Source organism: Azospirillum lipoferum 4B, from assembly GCF_000283655.1.
Lineage (GTDB): Bacteria > Pseudomonadota > Alphaproteobacteria > Azospirillales > Azospirillaceae > Azospirillum > Azospirillum lipoferum_C.
Window position 1 is genome coordinate 631505 of record NC_016586.1, and the last position, 15170, is coordinate 646674.

The 15170-nt window shown below is 67.9% G+C and carries 14 protein-coding genes; 9 read left to right on the forward strand and 5 right to left on the reverse strand.

Going from position 1 to position 15170, the window contains the following annotated elements; all coding sequences use genetic code 11:
- Positions 1-164: 164 nt before the first annotated feature.
- Positions 165-650, reverse strand: a complete 486-nt coding sequence (locus AZOLI_RS21045; protein ID WP_014189161.1) for an Lrp/AsnC family transcriptional regulator — start codon at positions 648-650, stop codon at positions 165-167.
- A gap of 124 nt (positions 651-774) precedes the next feature.
- On the opposite strand from AZOLI_RS21045, the gene AZOLI_RS21050 reads away from it, so the two are divergent.
- Positions 775-1659, forward strand: coding sequence for an EamA family transporter (locus tag AZOLI_RS21050; protein ID WP_014189162.1), 885 nt, complete (start codon positions 775-777; stop codon positions 1657-1659).
- 15 nt (positions 1660-1674) lie between these two features.
- On the opposite strand, the gene AZOLI_RS21055 is transcribed toward AZOLI_RS21050, so the two are convergent.
- Entirely contained in the window at positions 1675-2442 is a 768-nt protein-coding gene (locus AZOLI_RS21055; protein ID WP_014189163.1) for a DeoR/GlpR family DNA-binding transcription regulator, read from the reverse strand.
- 265 nt (positions 2443-2707) lie between these two features.
- On the opposite strand from AZOLI_RS21055, the gene deoC reads away from it, so the two are divergent.
- From deoC to AZOLI_RS21095, 8 genes are all read left to right on the forward strand, one after another.
- Positions 2708-3379: a deoxyribose-phosphate aldolase gene (deoC, locus tag AZOLI_RS21060; RefSeq protein ID WP_014189164.1), complete on the forward strand. Its 672-nt coding sequence runs from the start codon at positions 2708-2710 to the stop codon at positions 3377-3379.
- 183 nt (positions 3380-3562) lie between these two features.
- Positions 3563-4609, forward strand: a complete 1047-nt coding sequence (locus AZOLI_RS21065) for an autoinducer 2 ABC transporter substrate-binding protein (RefSeq protein ID WP_014189165.1) — start codon at positions 3563-3565, stop codon at positions 4607-4609.
- A gap of 85 nt (positions 4610-4694) precedes the next feature.
- A complete protein-coding gene (locus AZOLI_RS21070) occupies positions 4695-6197 on the forward strand; it encodes a sugar ABC transporter ATP-binding protein (protein ID WP_014189166.1) in 1503 nt (500 codons plus the stop codon).
- A 10-nt stretch (positions 6198-6207) separates the two neighbouring features.
- Entirely contained in the window at positions 6208-7185 is a 978-nt protein-coding gene (locus tag AZOLI_RS21075) for an ABC transporter permease (protein ID WP_014189167.1), read from the forward strand.
- 11 nt (positions 7186-7196) lie between these two features.
- The gene (locus tag AZOLI_RS21080; protein ID WP_044552357.1) at positions 7197-8189 is read left to right on the forward strand and encodes an ABC transporter permease; all 993 of its coding nucleotides are present in this window, start codon (positions 7197-7199) and stop codon (positions 8187-8189) included.
- Positions 8190-8213: 24 nt separating this feature from the next.
- Positions 8214-9299: an aldose 1-epimerase family protein gene (locus AZOLI_RS21085; RefSeq protein ID WP_014189169.1), complete on the forward strand. Its 1086-nt coding sequence runs from the start codon at positions 8214-8216 to the stop codon at positions 9297-9299.
- Between the two features lie 15 nt (positions 9300-9314).
- Positions 9315-10238: a ribokinase gene (rbsK, locus tag AZOLI_RS21090; protein WP_014189170.1), complete on the forward strand. Its 924-nt coding sequence runs from the start codon at positions 9315-9317 to the stop codon at positions 10236-10238.
- Between the two features lie 21 nt (positions 10239-10259).
- On the forward strand, positions 10260-11900 hold the full coding sequence (locus AZOLI_RS21095) for an FGGY-family carbohydrate kinase (protein ID WP_014189171.1): 1641 nt from the start codon (positions 10260-10262) through the stop codon (positions 11898-11900).
- Between the two features lie 367 nt (positions 11901-12267).
- On the opposite strand, the gene AZOLI_RS21100 is transcribed toward AZOLI_RS21095, so the two are convergent.
- The 3 genes from AZOLI_RS21100 to AZOLI_RS21110 all read right to left on the reverse strand — a co-directional run bounded on the left by AZOLI_RS21100 (position 12268) and on the right by AZOLI_RS21110 (position 15160).
- Positions 12268-13632 (reverse strand): MFS transporter, encoded by a 1365-nt coding sequence (locus tag AZOLI_RS21100; RefSeq protein ID WP_014189172.1) that lies wholly within the window; start codon positions 13630-13632, stop codon positions 12268-12270.
- A gap of 120 nt (positions 13633-13752) precedes the next feature.
- Positions 13753-14817 carry a gentisate 1,2-dioxygenase gene (gtdA, locus tag AZOLI_RS21105; RefSeq protein ID WP_014189173.1) on the reverse strand — a complete coding sequence of 355 codons (1065 nt, stop codon included), beginning with the start codon at positions 14815-14817 and terminating at the stop codon, positions 13753-13755.
- 4 nt (positions 14818-14821) lie between these two features.
- Positions 14822-15160: a non-heme iron oxygenase ferredoxin subunit gene (locus AZOLI_RS21110; RefSeq protein ID WP_014189174.1), complete on the reverse strand. Its 339-nt coding sequence runs from the start codon at positions 15158-15160 to the stop codon at positions 14822-14824.
- Between the last annotated feature and the right edge of the window lie 10 nt (positions 15161-15170).

Sequence of the window (15170 nt, forward strand, 5' to 3'; positions counted from 1 at the left end):
AGTGCCGATGATTGCCAGCATCCTTCCCAAAGCGCCAGCCGCGCAATTGGGACCCACCGCGGTTGCGGACGCGCGGCACGCCATGCCGGCTGCCGTCGACCCATTCGTGGGCGGAGTGCGGAAATCCTGGCTATGCCAGCGGTTGTTGATGATGACCGCTGGTATCAGACGTCCACCTCCAGGGTGACCTTCACCGGGTCGAGCACCACCAGGGTCTGGAAGGACTGCACCAGTTCGTTGTCGGCGAACAGGCGGCGCGACAGGACCTCGTAGCTCGCCATGTCCGGGACCAGCAGGATCAGGATGAAGCTGGCCTTGCCGGTGACCAGATAACACTGCTGCACCTCCGGCGCCTCGCGGAACAGGCGCTTGGCGGCGGCGATCACGGGGGAGCGGTCGTTGACCGTCTGGACCTCCACCACCACGGTCACGCCCTGGCCGACGCTGGCCGGATCGATCACCGCGATGTTGCGGCGGATGATGCCGGCCGCCTCCATCCGGGCGATGCGGCGCTGCACCGCCGGGGCGGAGAGATTGACCGCCTCCCCGATGGCCCGCTGCGAGGTCTTGTTGTCGCGTTGGAGGATGCGCAGGATCGCGCGGTCCTGGTCGTCGAGCTGATCCGGCGGCCGAGCGGTTGTTGAGCGCATGGGGGCTCTTGCGAAATAACGATGCATCGATAGGGCGAAACTTAAGCGCTCAACGCCGCAACGTCACAGTATCTTTTCGTCCGGACCCAACCTCAATCCCAGCCCCAATCCGGAGCCCCCGAGCGTGGCGAACGCCTCCACCGATCCGACGACTGCCGGCAGGACGGAGCCTGCGGTGCTTCCCCTGCTTCTCCTGCTGGCCTCGCTGCTGTCGCAATATGTCGGCGCCGCATCGGCCAAGTCGCTGTTCCCGCTGGTGGGGGCGGAGGGCGTCACGGCGTTGCGGGTCGGGCTGTCGGCGCTGATGCTGGCGGCGATCCTGCGGCCCTGGCGCAGCCGTCCCGGCCGGGGGGATTTGCGCAACCTGCTGGTCTACGGCACGACGCTGGGGGCGATGAACCTGTCGATCTACCGCGCGATGGAGCTGATTCCCATCGGCATCGCCATCGCCATCGAAGTGACCGGGCCGCTGGCGGTGGCGCTGCTCGGCTCCCGCCGGCTGAAGGATTTCCTGTGGATCGCCTGCGCCACGGCCGGGCTCGCCCTGCTGCTGCCCTTGCAACAGGCGGCGACCGCGCTCGACCCGCTCGGCGTCGTCTATGCGGCGGCGGCGGCGCTGTGCTGGGCGCTCTACATCGTGTTCGGCAAGCGCGCGTCTTCCCTGCCCGGCGGACAGGCGGTGGCCTGGGGCATGCTGGTCGCCGCGAGCTTCACGGTGCCGCTGGGGGTCGCCCATGCCAGCAGCGGATTGCTGGTCCCGTCCGTGCTGGCGGTCGGCTTCGCGGTGGCGGCGCTATCCAGCATGCTGCCCTACACGCTGGAGATGATGGCGCTGCGCCGCCTGCCCGGTCCGGTGTTCGGCCTCGCCGTCAGCGCGTCGCCGGCGGTGGCGGCGCTGATCGGCTTCCTGATGCTGGGCGAACGGCTGAGCTGGGTGCAGTGGGTGGCCATCGCCTGCATCATGTGCGCATCGGCCGGCAGCGCGCTGGGCAAGGCCAAATCGGGCTGATCGGCGTCCTGCGGCTCAGGCCGGTACGATGCGGACACCCGCTGCGGCGAGCCGCCCTGCCCGCTGGTCGTCGAGGCCGCGGTCGCAGCACAGGATGTCGAAGCTGTCGAGCTTGGCGAAGAAGGCCGGCTTCACCTGATCGAACTTGCTTGTGTCGATCACCAGCGCCTTGGTCACGGCGTTGGCGATGGCGGTCTGCTTGATCTCCACCTCGTGGAAGTTGGAGCAGCTGATCCCCAGCGCCTCATGCACGCCGCCGGCCGAGATGAAGGCGGTGTTGATGCCGATGCCACGCAGCATCTCCAGCGACTCGGGGCTGGAGAAGGACGCCGACGAGGCGTGGTAGAGGCCGCCCAGCATGACCACCCGCACGCCCGGCTTGCGGCAGACGATCTCCGCGATGTTCATGGCGTAGCAGACCACGGTGATCTGGCTGTCGGCCGGGATGCGGCTGGCGAGGTGGGTGGTGGTGGTGCCGCAGTCGATGAAGACCGTCTCGCCCGGTTTCAGCAGGGTCGCCGCCGCCTCGCAGGCTGCCCGCTTCATCTCGATATGGGCGTCGCGCTCCCGGTCCAGCATGTAGCCCATGCCGCCGCTGCTCTCCAGCCCGCCGGCGATGTAACCGCCGAGATAGGCGAAGCGCCCGCCGCAGGACGCGATGTCGCGGCGCACCGTCATCTCGGAAACGCCCAGCAGCCGGGCCGCGTCCTTCAGCCGAAGATAGCCGCCGGCATCCAGCGCGGTCTGTAACCGGTCGAGGCGATCGGCCCTTCTCATCGACATATCCGCATCCCGTAGCGCTTCCGCCCAGCGTAGGCACGGCCGCAGCCTACAATCCAGACGGGTTAATCCCAATGGCGCGATGCCTGGAACGGCATGGCCGTAGTCAAACTCACAAACGCATGCATTGATCTTGACACACTGCGCGACAGCGTGAAACTATCCTTTCAGAAAATGTTAGGATGTTAACACCGGAACCTGCGGCGTTGGCATCCCGGCGACAATCGAGGAGAGGCCCGGCGAAAAGGGTCTCCCCGGGAGGACCAAGATGCCCGTTCCCAGCGTTCCGACGGAGTCGGCCGGTCTGGCTCCGTTCATCGACCACACCATCCTGCGCCCGGACGCCCAGCCCGCCGATGTCGAGCGGCTGTGCGACGAGGCGCGCGCGCATGCCTTCAAGGCGGTCTGCGTCAACCCGATCTTCATCCCGCTGGTGGCGGAGCGGCTGGCCGGATCGCCGGTGGCGCCCTGCGCCGTGATCTGCTTCCCCTTCGGCGCCGATCCTACGGCGATCAAGGCCGACGAGGCGGAATGGGTGGTCCGCCACGGCGCCCGCGAGGTCGACATGGTGATCCCCATCGGCCTGCTGAAGGCCGGCAGGACCGCCGAGGTCCGCGACGACATCGCCGCGGTCAAGCGCGCCTGCGGCGACGCCCTGCTGAAGGTCATCATCGAGACCTGCCTGCTCACCGACGACGAGAAAGTGCTGGCCTGCCGCCTGTCGCAGGAGGCCGGGGCCGATTTCGTCAAGACCTCCACCGGCTTCGCCGGGGGCGGTGCCACCGTCGAGGATGTGGCGCTGATGCGCCGCACCGTCGGCGACGGCATGGGCGTCAAGGCGTCGGGCGGCGTGCGGACGACCGAGGATGCCCGCCGCATGATCGCGGCCGGCGCCTCGCGCATCGGCGCCAGCGCCAGCGTGGCCATCGTCGGCGGCTGACGCCGCCGGCCCACGCTGCACAGCGTGCCGGTCGGGCGGGTGTTCCGTCCGTCCCAGCCGGCACGGCATCACCAGAAACGGAACGCGGAAAGGGGTGGCCAACACCCCGGCGCCGCCGGTGGGGTGTGGCTTTCCGCCCTCCATCTTGCGGCGCATAACGCCTGCCATGGGAGTCACGCCAACATGAAGAAGTTGCTGTCTTCGCTCATCGTCGCCGCGTCGCTGGTCGCCGGGCCGGCGATGGCCGCCGATCCGGTTCCGACCCCGGATGCCGTCAAGACGCTGAAGTCCGACGCCACCAAGAAGAAATACTCCATCGCCACCGTGGTGAAGGTGGACGGCATCGCCTGGTTCGACCGCATGCGCGATGGCGTGAAGCAGTTTGCCGGCGACACCGGCCACGACACCTGGATGGTGGGGCCGAGCCAGGCCGACGCGGCGGCACAGGTCCAGCTGGTCGAGAACCTGATCGCCCAGGGCGTGGACGCCATCGCCATCGTCCCCTTCTCCGTCGAGGCGGTGGAACCGGTGCTGAAGAAGGCGCGCGACCGCGGCATCGTGGTGATCGCGCATGAGGCGTCGAACATCCAGAACGCCGACTATGTGCTGGAGGCCTTCGACAACTTCGCCTATGGCGCCAAGCTGATGGAAGTGCTGGGCAAGGCGATGGGCGGCGAGGGCAAATATGTCTGCACCGTCGGCAGCCTGACCTCCAAATCGCAGAACGAATGGATCGACGGCGCCATCGCCTACCAGAAGCAGAATTTCCCCAAGATGCAGATGGTGACCAACCGTCTGGAGACCTATGACGACGCCAACACCGACTACAACAAGCTGAAGGAAGTCCTGACCACCTATCCGGACCTGAAGGGCATCATCGGCGGCCCGATGCCGACCTCGGCCGGCGCCGGGCGTCTGGTGGCCGAACGCGGTCTGAAGAACAAGCTGTTCTTCTCCGGCACCGGTCTGGTTTCGGTGGCCGGCCAGTATCTGGCCCAGGGCGACATCCAGTACATCCAGTTCTGGGATCCCGCGGTCGCCGGCTATGCCATGAACATGATGGCGGTAATGGCGCTGGACGGGAAGAAGGACCAGATCAAGGCCGGCCTGAACCTGGGCCTGCCGGGCTACACCGCCCTGACCACGCCGCAGGGCGCCAAGGCCAACCTGCTGTACGGCCAGGGCTGGGTGGGCGTGACCAAGGAAAACATGAACGCCTACGACTTCTGATGACCTGAAGGCGGACGCCGGCGGTCCATAAAGGCTGCCGGCGTCCGTGTCTTCATCCTTATCCTCGAACCGCCGGGCGGAAGACATGTCAGACGGTTTCATCGAACTCCGCGGCATCCGGAAGGTATTTTCCGGCGTCGTCGCGCTGGACGCCATGTCCCTGGTCATCAAGCCCGGCGAGATCCATTGCCTGGCCGGAGAGAACGGGTCGGGCAAATCCACAGTCATCAAGATCATGTCCGGCGTCTACCAGCCGGACGGCGGCGAAATCCTGATCGACGGCAAGCCGGTGCCGGGCATGACGCCGATCGGCGCCATCGCCCACGGCGTCCAGGTCATCTACCAGGACTTCTCCCTGTTCGGGAACCTGACCGTCGCCGAGAATCTGGCGATGAACGTCCATTTGGGCGAAAAGCGGCGCCTGATGAACTGGCGGCGCACCCGCGCCATCGCCCGCGAGGCGGTCGACCGGCTCGGCGTCGAACTGGATTTGGATGCGGAGGTCGCCTCGCTGCCGACCGCCGGCAAGCAGCTGGTCGCCATCGCCCGCGCCCTGATGTCCGACGCCCGCCTGATCATCATGGACGAGCCGACCACCGCCCTGACCCGCAAGGAGGTCGAGACACTGTTCCGCATCGTCCGCGACATCCAGGCGCGCGGCATCGCCATCCTGTTCGTCAGCCACAAGATGCGCGAGATGCTGGAGATCAGCGAGCGCATCACCGTGATCCGCAACGGCCGCAAGGTGGCGGAGGGGCCGACCGGCGACTTCGACGAGGCGTCGATCACCCGCCACATGACCGGCAGCGACATCCTCAACAAACCCTATGTCTGGACCCCGCCCCCCGGCCCGCCGCCGGTGCCGCGTCTGGAGATCCGCGGCCTGACCGTGCCCGGCAAGTGCGAGGGGCTGGATCTGGCCATCCGGCCCGGCGAGATCGTCGGGCTGTCCGGCCTGCTGGGCTCCGGCCGCACCGAGCTGGCGCTGACGCTGTTCGGCATGGTCCCGCGCCATGAGGGTGAAATCCTGATCGACGGCGCGCCGGTGCGGCTGCGCACGACCCAGGAGGCCATCAAGGCCGGCATCGCCTATGTGCCGGAGGACCGGCTGACCGAAGGGCTGTTCCTGTCGCAGAGCATCAAGCGCAACATGCTCGCCACCTCCTACGAGCGGCTGGCGCGCAAGCTGGTGATCGACCGCGAGCAGGCGGAGGAGATGACGCAGGGCATGGTCCGCGCCATGCAGATCGCCACCCCCACCGCCGAGAAGCCGGTGATGCAGCTGTCGGGCGGCAACCAGCAGCGCGTGGTTCTGGCCCGCTGGCTGCTGACCGACGCCCGCGTGCTGATCCTGAACGGCCCGACCGTCGGCGTCGATGTCGGGTCGAAGGCGGAAATCCACGCCAAGATCCGGGAGCTGGCGCAGCATCACGGCCTTGCCGTGCTGATGATCTCCGACGACGTGCTGGAGCTGGTGCAGAACTGCAACCGCATCGTGCTGATGCATCGCGGGCGCTTCATCGATGATCTGCCCGCAGCCGACGTCACCGAGGAGTCGGTCAGCGACCGGCTCAAGACCTTTACCTAGGGGGGAACCGATGGCCCTGCTCCGCCGGTCGGAAACGGTCATCGCGGGCATCCTGCTGCTCGCCATGGTCCTCATCGGCACGATCAACCCTGCCTTCTGGCAGCTCGACAATTTGTTCAGCCTGATGCGCAGCAACGTCATTATCGGCATCATGGCCTTGGGCGTGCTGCTGGTGCTGATTTCGGGCGGCATCGACGTGTCCTTCCCGGCCTTCGCCGTCGCCTCCATGTACCTGACGATCAAGGGCATGCTGGCGCTGGGATACAACGGCGTCGTGCTGCCGCTGCTGGCCGCCACCCTGATGGGTCTGCTGTTCGGCGCGGTGAACGGCTTCTTCGTCTACAAGTTCCGCATGATCCCGCTGATCGTGACGCTGGGCACCAGCGCCATGGTGCGCGGCTTCCTGCTGGGCGTCGTCGGCACAAGCATGATCAACATCAACAAGATGCCGACCGCGCTGATCGATTTCGCCCGCACCGACGTCATCAGCGTGACCAAGGCCGACGGCACCACCTATGGCTTGACGGCGATGGTGCTGATCTATCTGGGGCTGGCGCTCGCCATGCATCTGGTGCTGCGCTACACCATGATCGGCCGCAGCGCCTATGCGCTGGGCGGCGACCCGGAGGCGGCGCGGCGCGCCGGCTTCGACCTGCGCAAGACCATCTTCTTCATCTACTGCGTCGCCGGTGCGCTGGCCGGATTCGCCGGGCTGCTGCACAGCGGCATGATCTGGCTGGCCAATCCGCGCGATTTCGTCGGCCTCGAACTGGATGTCATCGCCGCGGTGGTGCTGGGCGGCGCGTCGATCTTCGGCGGGCGGGGCAGCGTTCTTGGCACCATGCTCGGCGTCTTCATGCTGGTGATGGTCAAGAACAGCCTGATCATCATGAAAGTGGACACCACCTGGCAACTCGTCGCCGTGGGTCTGATCGTCATCGTCGCGACCGCCCTGTCGGCCTGGCGCGACCGCCGCCGGACGGCATGAGGAGGCGGATCATGAAGGCACAGATGAACATCCGCAGTCTGGTCAACCGCGACAACAACATCGTCCAGCTTCTGGTGATGACGGTGCTGATCTTCGCCGTGATGACGGCGCTCAGCCCCGACAAGTTCCTGCGCTACTACAATTTCGAATCGATCACCTACATCTTCCCCGAGCTTGGCCTGCTCTCCATCGCCATGATGATCGCCATGCTGACCGGCGGCATCGACCTGTCGGTGGTGGGGGTCGCCAACCTGTCGGGCATCCTGGCCGGCGTGCTGTTCCACAAGCTGGCGGGGGCGGCCGGCATCGCCGACACCGGCATCCTGACCGTGCTGCTCGGCGGGGTCATCGCGCTCGGCACCGGGCTGGTGGCGGGGACGGTCAACGGGCTGCTGATCACCCGGATGGGCATCACGCCGATCCTGGCGACGCTGGGAACGGGGCAGGTCTTCACCGGTCTTGCCATCGTGCTGACCGGCGGGCCGGCCATCGTCGGCTTTCCCACCGCCTGGGGCTTCCTCGGCAACGGCAAGATCCTGGGGCTGGCGACACCCTTCGTGCTGTTCGCGGTCATCGCCGCCCTGATCGCCTTCATGCTGACCCGCACCGCGCTGGGCATCAACCTGATGCTGATCGGCACCAACCCGAAGGCGGCGCTGTTCGCCGGGCTGAAGCGGGAGCGCATGGTGCTCTACAGCTACATGCTGACCGGCGTGCTGGCCTCGGTCGCCGGGATCATCCTGTCGGGACGGACCAACGCGGCGAAGTCTGACTACGGCAACTCCTATCTGCTGCAGGCGGTGCTGATCGCCGTGCTGGGCGGCACCAATCCGGCCGGCGGGCGCGGCACCGTGCTGGGCATCACCATCGCCGTGGTGGCGCTGATGCTGCTGTCGAGCGGCTTCCAGATCCTGCGCTTCTCCAACCACCTGATCGACTTCATCTGGGGCGCGTTCCTGCTGCTGGTCATCGTGATCAACGCCTACAAGAACCGCACCCGCTAGCCCGCATCTCCGGGAGGACCCTCCATGAACGTCCGGACCGTGATCCATTTCCGCAAGAGCTTCTTCGGCGAGGCGGAGCGCCCGATCGCCGAGGCGCACGGCATGACGGCCAGCCTGTTCCGCTACGACAGCGGGATCGAGGCGGTGCGGCTGTCCAACCGGCGCGGCCATCTGGTGGTGCTGCCCTATTACGGGCAGATGGTGTGGGATGCCGTGTTCGACGGCGTCGACCTGACCATGGCGAACATGTTCGACATGCCGCGCCCGGCCAGCGAGATCGTCGGCACATACGGCTGCTTCGCCTTCCATTCCGGGCTGCTGCGCAACGGCTGCCCCGGCCCGCAGGATAGCCATCCTCTGCATGGCGAGATGCCCTGCGCGCCGATGGATTCCGCCGGGCTGGAGGTGGGCGAGGATGACGAAGGGCCCTACATGGCCGTCACCGGCCGGCGCGAGTATGTGATGGGCTTCGGCGCCCACTATGTTGCCCGCCCGCGCGTGGTTCTGCGCCCCGGCTCCGCCCTGTTCGACATCAGGATGGAGGTGGAAAACCTGTCGGGCGCGACCATGGACCTGATGTACATGTGCCACGTCAATTTCGCCTTCGCCGAGGGCGCCCGCATCGTCCAGCCCACTCCCTTCACGCCGGAGGCGACGGCGGTGCGCACGGTGGTGCCGGCCCATGTGCCGCGCAGCCCCGCCTATGACGCGCTGCTGGCCGACCTCGCCCGCGATCCGGCGGTGATGGAGGTGCTGGACGAGCCCGAACGCTACGACCCGGAGCAGGTCTTCTACATCCGCGGCCTGCGCACCGACGAGGAGGGCGGCACCGCACTGATGATGCGGCGGCGGGAGGGCGACGCCTTCCACATCGCATACAGCACGCGGGAGTTCCCCAAGACGGTGCGCTGGGTGCTGGTCAACAGCGACCAGAAGGTCTGCGCCTTCGCCCTGCCCTCCACCTGCGAGCCGGAGGGCTACACTGCGGAGTCGATGAAAGGGAATGTGCAGAAACTGGCGGGTGGCGAGACGCGGCGCTTTTCCGTACGGCTGGGCTATCTGACCGCCGACGAGGCCGAAGCCGAGGAATGCGCCATCCGGGCGCTGTAAGAGGAGTAGCAGAAGATGGGCAAGATCGCCGTGGTCGGCAGCAACATGGTCGACCTGATCACCTACACCGCCCGCATGCCCGGCCCCGGCGAGACCATCGAGGCGCCGCGCTTCGAGATGGGCTGCGGCGGCAAGGGCGCCAACCAGGCCATCGCCGCCGCCCGGCTGGGGGCGGAGGTGATGATGGTCACCAAGGTCGGCGACGACATCTTCGCCGACAACACCATCCGCAACTTCGAGGCATCGGGCATCGACACCCGTTATGTCGAGCGGGTGCCGGGCACCTCCAGCGGCGTCGCCCCGATCTTCGTCGAGCCGTCGGGCGAGAACAGCATCCTGATCATCAAGGGCGCCAACGCCCTGCTGTCGCCGGCCGACGTCGACCGCGCCGCCGAGGATCTGAAGGGCTGCGACCTGATCGTCATGCAGCTGGAAGTGCCGCTCGAGACGATCTACCACACCATCGAGTTCGGCGCGCGGCACGGCATCGAAACCCTGTTGAACCCGGCCCCCGCCCCCGCCGACCTCGACCCCGAACGGATCGGGCAGGTCACTTTCCTGGTGCCGAACCAGACCGAACTCGCGACCATTTCCGGACTTCCGGTGACATCGGAGGCGGAAGCCGAGACGGCGGCGCGCTCCCTGATCGGGCGCGGCATCCGCACCGTGATCGTCACGCTGGGCGCCCGCGGCGCGTTGCTGGTGACGAAGGGCGAGGAAACGCGGCGGATCGAGCCGGTGCGGGTCACGCCGGTGGACACCACCGGGGCCGGCGACGCCTTCATCGGCAGCTTCGCGCGCTATTATGTGGAGAACCGCGACCTCGACGCCGCGCTGCACATGGCGGTGCGCTATGCCGCCGACAGCATCACCCGGCCGGGCACCCAGAAATCCTATGCCAGCCGCGAGGCGTTCGAAGCCTTCTGCGCCAGCCTGTAGCCGTCGAACGGAGGACATGCCATGACGCGCGCCGTGATCGGGGTGGATGTGGGGACCGGCAGCGCCCGCGCCGGCATCTTCGACCTTGCCGGCCGGCGGCTGGCCGCCGCATCGCGCCCGATCCGGATGTGGAAGCCCGAGCCGGAATGGGCGGAGCAATCCTCCGACGACATCTGGAGCGCGGTCTGCGCTGCCGTGCGCGAGGCGATGGAGGCTTGCGGCGAAAGGCCGGAAGTGGTCGGCATCGGCTTCGACGCCACCTGTTCGCTGGTGGTTCTGGACGCCGCCGGGCGGCCGGTGACGGTCGATCCGGAGGGTGACGATTCCCGCAACGTCATCGTCTGGATGGACCACCGCGCCATCGACCAGACCGACCGCATCAATGCAGGCGGATACGAGGTTCTGCGCCATGTCGGCGGGCGGCTGTCGCCGGAGATGCAGACGCCGAAGCTGCTGTGGCTGAAGGAGAAGCTGCCGCAAAGCTGGAGCCGCGCCGCGCATTTCTTCGACCTGCCGGACTTCCTGACCTGGCGGGCGACCGGGGCAACGCGGCGGTCGCTGTGCTCGCTGGTTTGCAAATGGACCTATCTGGGTCATGAGGGCCGGTGGGACGATTCCTATCTCCGCGCCATCGGGCTGGGCGATCTGGTGGATGAGGGGCATGCGCGCATCGGCACCGATGTCGGCGCGGTCGGCAGCGCCATCGGCGGCGGCCTGACCGTGGATGCGGCGCGCGAACTTGGCCTGACGCCGGGCATCGCCGTCGGCACCTCCATGATCGACGCCCATGCCGGCGGGATCGGCGTCATCGGTGTGCCGCTCGCAGCATCGGCCACTGTCGATTACGACCGGCGGCTGGCGCTGATCGGCGGCACGTCGAGCTGCCATATGGTGATGAGCCCGGCCGAACCGCGCTTCATCCCCGGTGTCTGGGGACCCTACCACTCCGCCATGCTGCCGGGGCTGTGGCTGAACGAGGGCGGGCAGTCGGCGACCGGTGCGCTGATCGACCATGTGGTGCAGGGCCATCCCCGCCATGCCGACCTTGCCCTTGAGGCCCAACGGCGCGGCACGACGGTCTATCGGCTGCTGAACGACGAGCTGGCCGCACTGGCGGAGCGCAGCGGCGGGCCGATGGCGATGCTGACCCGCGACCTGCATGTGCTGCCCGACTTCCACGGCAACCGTTCGCCGCGCGCCGACGCCAGCCTGCGCGGCGCCGTCAGCGGGCTTCGCCTGTCGGATGGGCTGGAGGATCTGGCGCTGCTCTATCTGGCGACGGTGCAGGCCGTCGCCTACGGCACCCGGCACATCGTCGCGGCGATGAACGGCACCGGCTATGCCATCGACACCATCCTCGCCTGCGGCGGTGGCACCAAGAATCCGGTGTTCCTGGAGGCGCATGCCGATGCCACCGGCTGCACGCTGGTCCTGCCGGAGGAACCGGAGGCGGTGCTGCTGGGATCCGCCGTTCTGGGTGCGGTTGCGGCGGGAGCCTTCCCCGACATCGCCGCCGGCATGGCCGGCATGACCCGCGCCGGCCGCAGCATCGAGCCGGCCGAAGGGCGTTTGCGCGCCTACCACGACGCCAAATACAGCGTCTTCCTGCGGCTTCACGACGACCAGATGGCCTATCGCGCCCTGATGGCGGCAGCCGGCTGAAGCCTCCCGGCAAGCCACCCCACGCGCTGTCACCAGCGAGACGCCGGTCGCCGGCTGCGCCCGGACCGGCGCCGGATGGAACGTATGAAACGCTATGGAACGGTTTTCCGGGCCTGTTCCATTGTTCCATCCGAAGGGCGCAGGGCCGCGCAGCACCGGGTTCATGCCGTGAAAGCGGCAGTTTCGCTGTATTGTTTCGGAAGAGGAACGAGTGGGCCGCCGCCACCGCGCCATGCCTTCCCTCCGGCGGATGAAACAAAGGGGGTCCCCCAGTCCTACCACCGTCGACGGCCGGCGCTAAGCACGGGATGAAAAAAGGACGGCCGCCGGGGCAGCCGTCCTTTCACTGGCGACGCGGTGCCGGCAGTCAATGCGCCAGCGTGGCGGATGCCTTCAACGCAGCGGACGGAACCGGATGGCGGCGCAGGGCGAAGACCGCCAGGGACGCCAGCAGCGCCGGGCCGACCGCCGCAAGCACCACCCCTTGCGCGCTCCAGCCCGCCCCCAGCAGGGCGCCGCCGGCCACCGGGCCGATGATGGAGCCGATGCGGCCGATGCCGAGCGCCCAACCGACGCCGGTGGAGCGGATCGCCGTCGGATAGATGCCGGCGGCCAGCGCGTTCATGCCGATCTGCGCGCCGACGACGCCGAAGCCGGCCAGGAAGACCGCCGGCATCAGCAGCCACAGGTCGTGCGAGCCGAAGGCGACGCCGACGATGAACAGCGCCGAGGCGGCATAGGCGCTGCCCAGCACCAGATGCGGGTTCATCCGGTCGATCATGCGGCCGAGCGCGATGGCGCCGACCACGCCGCCGAGATTGAGAACGGCGGTGGACAGGATCGCGGTGCCGATGGGCATGCCGCTGGCGCGCAGCAGCGACGGCAGCCAGTTGACCAGGAAATACATCACCAGCAGGTTCATGAAGAAGGCCGCCCACAGCAGCAGGGTGGTGCGCGCCCTCCCCTCCTGGAACAGCTTGGCGACGGTGAAGCCGGCCGCCTTCGGTTCATGCAGGACGAAGCCGGTCCCGGCGTCGATGCGGGATGCGTGCTCCGGATCCAGCCGCTTCAGGATGCCGCCGATCCTCTCGCGCGGAGCGCCGCTGGCGACCAGATAGCGCAGCGATTCCGGCAGCCAGACGATCAGCACCAGCAGCACCGCCAGCGGGGCGACGCCGCCGACGATGAAGACCGACTGCCAGCCGTAAGCGGCGATCAGCGGCGCGCTGATGACGCCGCCGACGGTCGAGCCGAAGGGGAAGCCGCAGAACATGATGGTGACCAGCGTCGCCCGCAGCCGTGCCGGCGCATATTCGGAGGTCAGCGCGATGATGTTCGGCATCGCCCCGCCCAGCCCGACGCCGGTCAGGAAGCGGTAGATCAGCAGCTCGTTCATCGTGCCGGCCCAGGCGGTCACCAGCGAGAAGACGCCGAAGATCAGCATGGACAGCAGGATGATGCTCTTGCGCCCGAAGCGGTCGGCCGCCGGGCTGAGGATGAAGGCGCCGACCGTCAGGCCGGCGAGGCCGGCGCCGAAGATCGGGCCGAAGCCGGCGACGCTCATCCCCCACTGTTCGGCGATGACCGGCGCCACATAGGCGATGGCTTGTGTATCGAAGCCGTCCAGAAGCGCGATCAGCGCGCAGAGCGCGGTGATCAGGAACTGGAACCGGCCGAACCGCGCGCGTTCGATCGCCGCGGTCACGTCGATGACGTGCTGCTGTCCGGGCATGTGCCCCTCCCATTGATGTCGGTGTCCGGTCCGGATCGTTGTCCGGCCGGCCGGCGGCCGTCTCTGGACCGCCGGCCGTCTGCCCTTTTCGGCGAAGGGCTTGGGCGAACGGTGTGGCGCTCAGGCGCGCCGTTCGCGGTAGAGGCCCAGCTTCTCCTGGGCGGTGCGGTCGGAATAGCCGAACAGCACCAGGTCGCTGCCGGCCTGGATCGTCACCTCGTCCCAGCTCGGCACGACGATCACGTCACGCTCGGACAGGGTGAATTCCCTGTCGCCGACCCTGGCATGGCCGTGCCCCTCCACCACCACGAGGACGGTGCCATCGGTGGAGCGGCGCGGCTTCGTCTCGAAGCCCGTCGGCAGCAGGCGGACATGGGCCGAGATGGTCGGCATGATCGCGCCGCCGTCGGCCGGGTTGATGAATTCCAGCGCATGGCCAATCCAGGGATCGGGCGTTTCCGCCGCCGCCAGGGCGGCGAGGCTGGCCCGCCATTGCGGATAGGGGTAGTGGAACAGCGGCTGGTGCGCCGGCCGGCGGTCGGCGGCGGTGCCGCGCATCGGCCGCATGTTGTGGCCGTAGCGCGCGCTGCTGTCGCCCGGCCGCACCGTCTCGGGATGGGCCGGCTGGCCGAGATGCTCGGCGAAGCTGGCGTCGAAATGGCGCACGGTCGGGATGTCCAGCCCGTCGAGCCAGATCATCGCATGGTCGGTGGTGTTGCCATGGTCGTGCCACTGCCAGTTCGGCGTCAGCACGAGGTCGAAGGGGTTCATCACCGCCTTCTCGCCATCCACCGCGGTGTAGGCGCCATGGCCTTCCATGACGAAGCGCAGCGCCGACTGGCTGTGACGGTGGCAGGGCGCCACCTCGCCGGGCAGGATCATCTGCAGCCCGGCATAGAGGCTGGTGGTGATGCCGGCGGTGCCGGGCGTGCCGGGATTCTCCAGGATCAGCACGCGGCGTTCCGCCTTCTCCGCGCTGATCAGGTCGCCGGCCCGCATCAGATGGGCGCGGGCGGTGGCATACTCCCACTTCGCCGCCACCGTCGGCGCCCGTGGCGTCGGGGTGACCAGCGCGCCCAGCACCTCCCACAGCGGATAGAGATGCTGGGGCCGCATCGCCTCGTAGAGCTGGCGGAGCTGGGCGTCGGTGTCGTTGCTGAGAAGTCCGTGGGTGTCGGGCGCCATGGCGTCACGCCTCCTCGATCTGGACATAGAGGACACCGTCCTCGATTTTTACCGGAAAACTGCGGACCGGCACGGTGCAGGGCGCGCCGGCCGCCGCGCCGGTGCGGACGTCGAACAGGCCCTGGTGCAGCGGGCATTCGATCAGGTGCCCGTCGAGATAGCCGTCGGACAGGAAGGCCTGCCCGTGGGTGCAGACGTCGGAGGTGGCGAAATACTCGCCCTCCACCGCATAGAGCGCCACGCGCTGGCCGCCGGCCTGGGCGCGGGCGACGCCGTCCTGCTCGACGGCGGCGGCCGGGATGGTCTTGAACCAAGTCGTCGTCACGGGTGTCGTCACGGTCATGGGAGTTTTC

What these genes read in the sequence shown, in the direction of transcription:
- rbsK (WP_014189170.1), top strand. Translation starts at nt 9,315, where the DNA reads ATGGGCAAGATCGCCGTGGTCGGCAGCAACATGGTCGACCTGATCACC.
- AZOLI_RS21110 (WP_014189174.1), bottom strand. Translation starts at nt 15,160, where the DNA reads ATGACCGTGACGACACCCGTGACGACGACTTGGTTCAAGACCATCCCG.
- AZOLI_RS21055 (WP_014189163.1), bottom strand. Translation starts at nt 2,442, where the DNA reads ATGTCGATGAGAAGGGCCGATCGCCTCGACCGGTTACAGACCGCGCTG.
- AZOLI_RS21080 (WP_044552357.1), top strand. Translation starts at nt 7,197, where the DNA reads ATGAAGGCACAGATGAACATCCGCAGTCTGGTCAACCGCGACAACAAC.
- AZOLI_RS21070 (WP_014189166.1), top strand. Translation starts at nt 4,695, where the DNA reads ATGTCAGACGGTTTCATCGAACTCCGCGGCATCCGGAAGGTATTTTCC.
- deoC (WP_014189164.1), top strand. Translation starts at nt 2,708, where the DNA reads ATGCCCGTTCCCAGCGTTCCGACGGAGTCGGCCGGTCTGGCTCCGTTC.
- AZOLI_RS21065 (WP_014189165.1), top strand. Translation starts at nt 3,563, where the DNA reads ATGAAGAAGTTGCTGTCTTCGCTCATCGTCGCCGCGTCGCTGGTCGCC.
- gtdA (WP_014189173.1), bottom strand. Translation starts at nt 14,817, where the DNA reads ATGGCGCCCGACACCCACGGACTTCTCAGCAACGACACCGACGCCCAG.
- AZOLI_RS21100 (WP_014189172.1), bottom strand. Translation starts at nt 13,632, where the DNA reads ATGCCCGGACAGCAGCACGTCATCGACGTGACCGCGGCGATCGAACGC.
- AZOLI_RS21045 (WP_014189161.1), bottom strand. Translation starts at nt 650, where the DNA reads ATGCGCTCAACAACCGCTCGGCCGCCGGATCAGCTCGACGACCAGGAC.
- AZOLI_RS21095 (WP_014189171.1), top strand. Translation starts at nt 10,260, where the DNA reads ATGACGCGCGCCGTGATCGGGGTGGATGTGGGGACCGGCAGCGCCCGC.
- AZOLI_RS21085 (WP_014189169.1), top strand. Translation starts at nt 8,214, where the DNA reads ATGAACGTCCGGACCGTGATCCATTTCCGCAAGAGCTTCTTCGGCGAG.
- AZOLI_RS21075 (WP_014189167.1), top strand. Translation starts at nt 6,208, where the DNA reads ATGGCCCTGCTCCGCCGGTCGGAAACGGTCATCGCGGGCATCCTGCTG.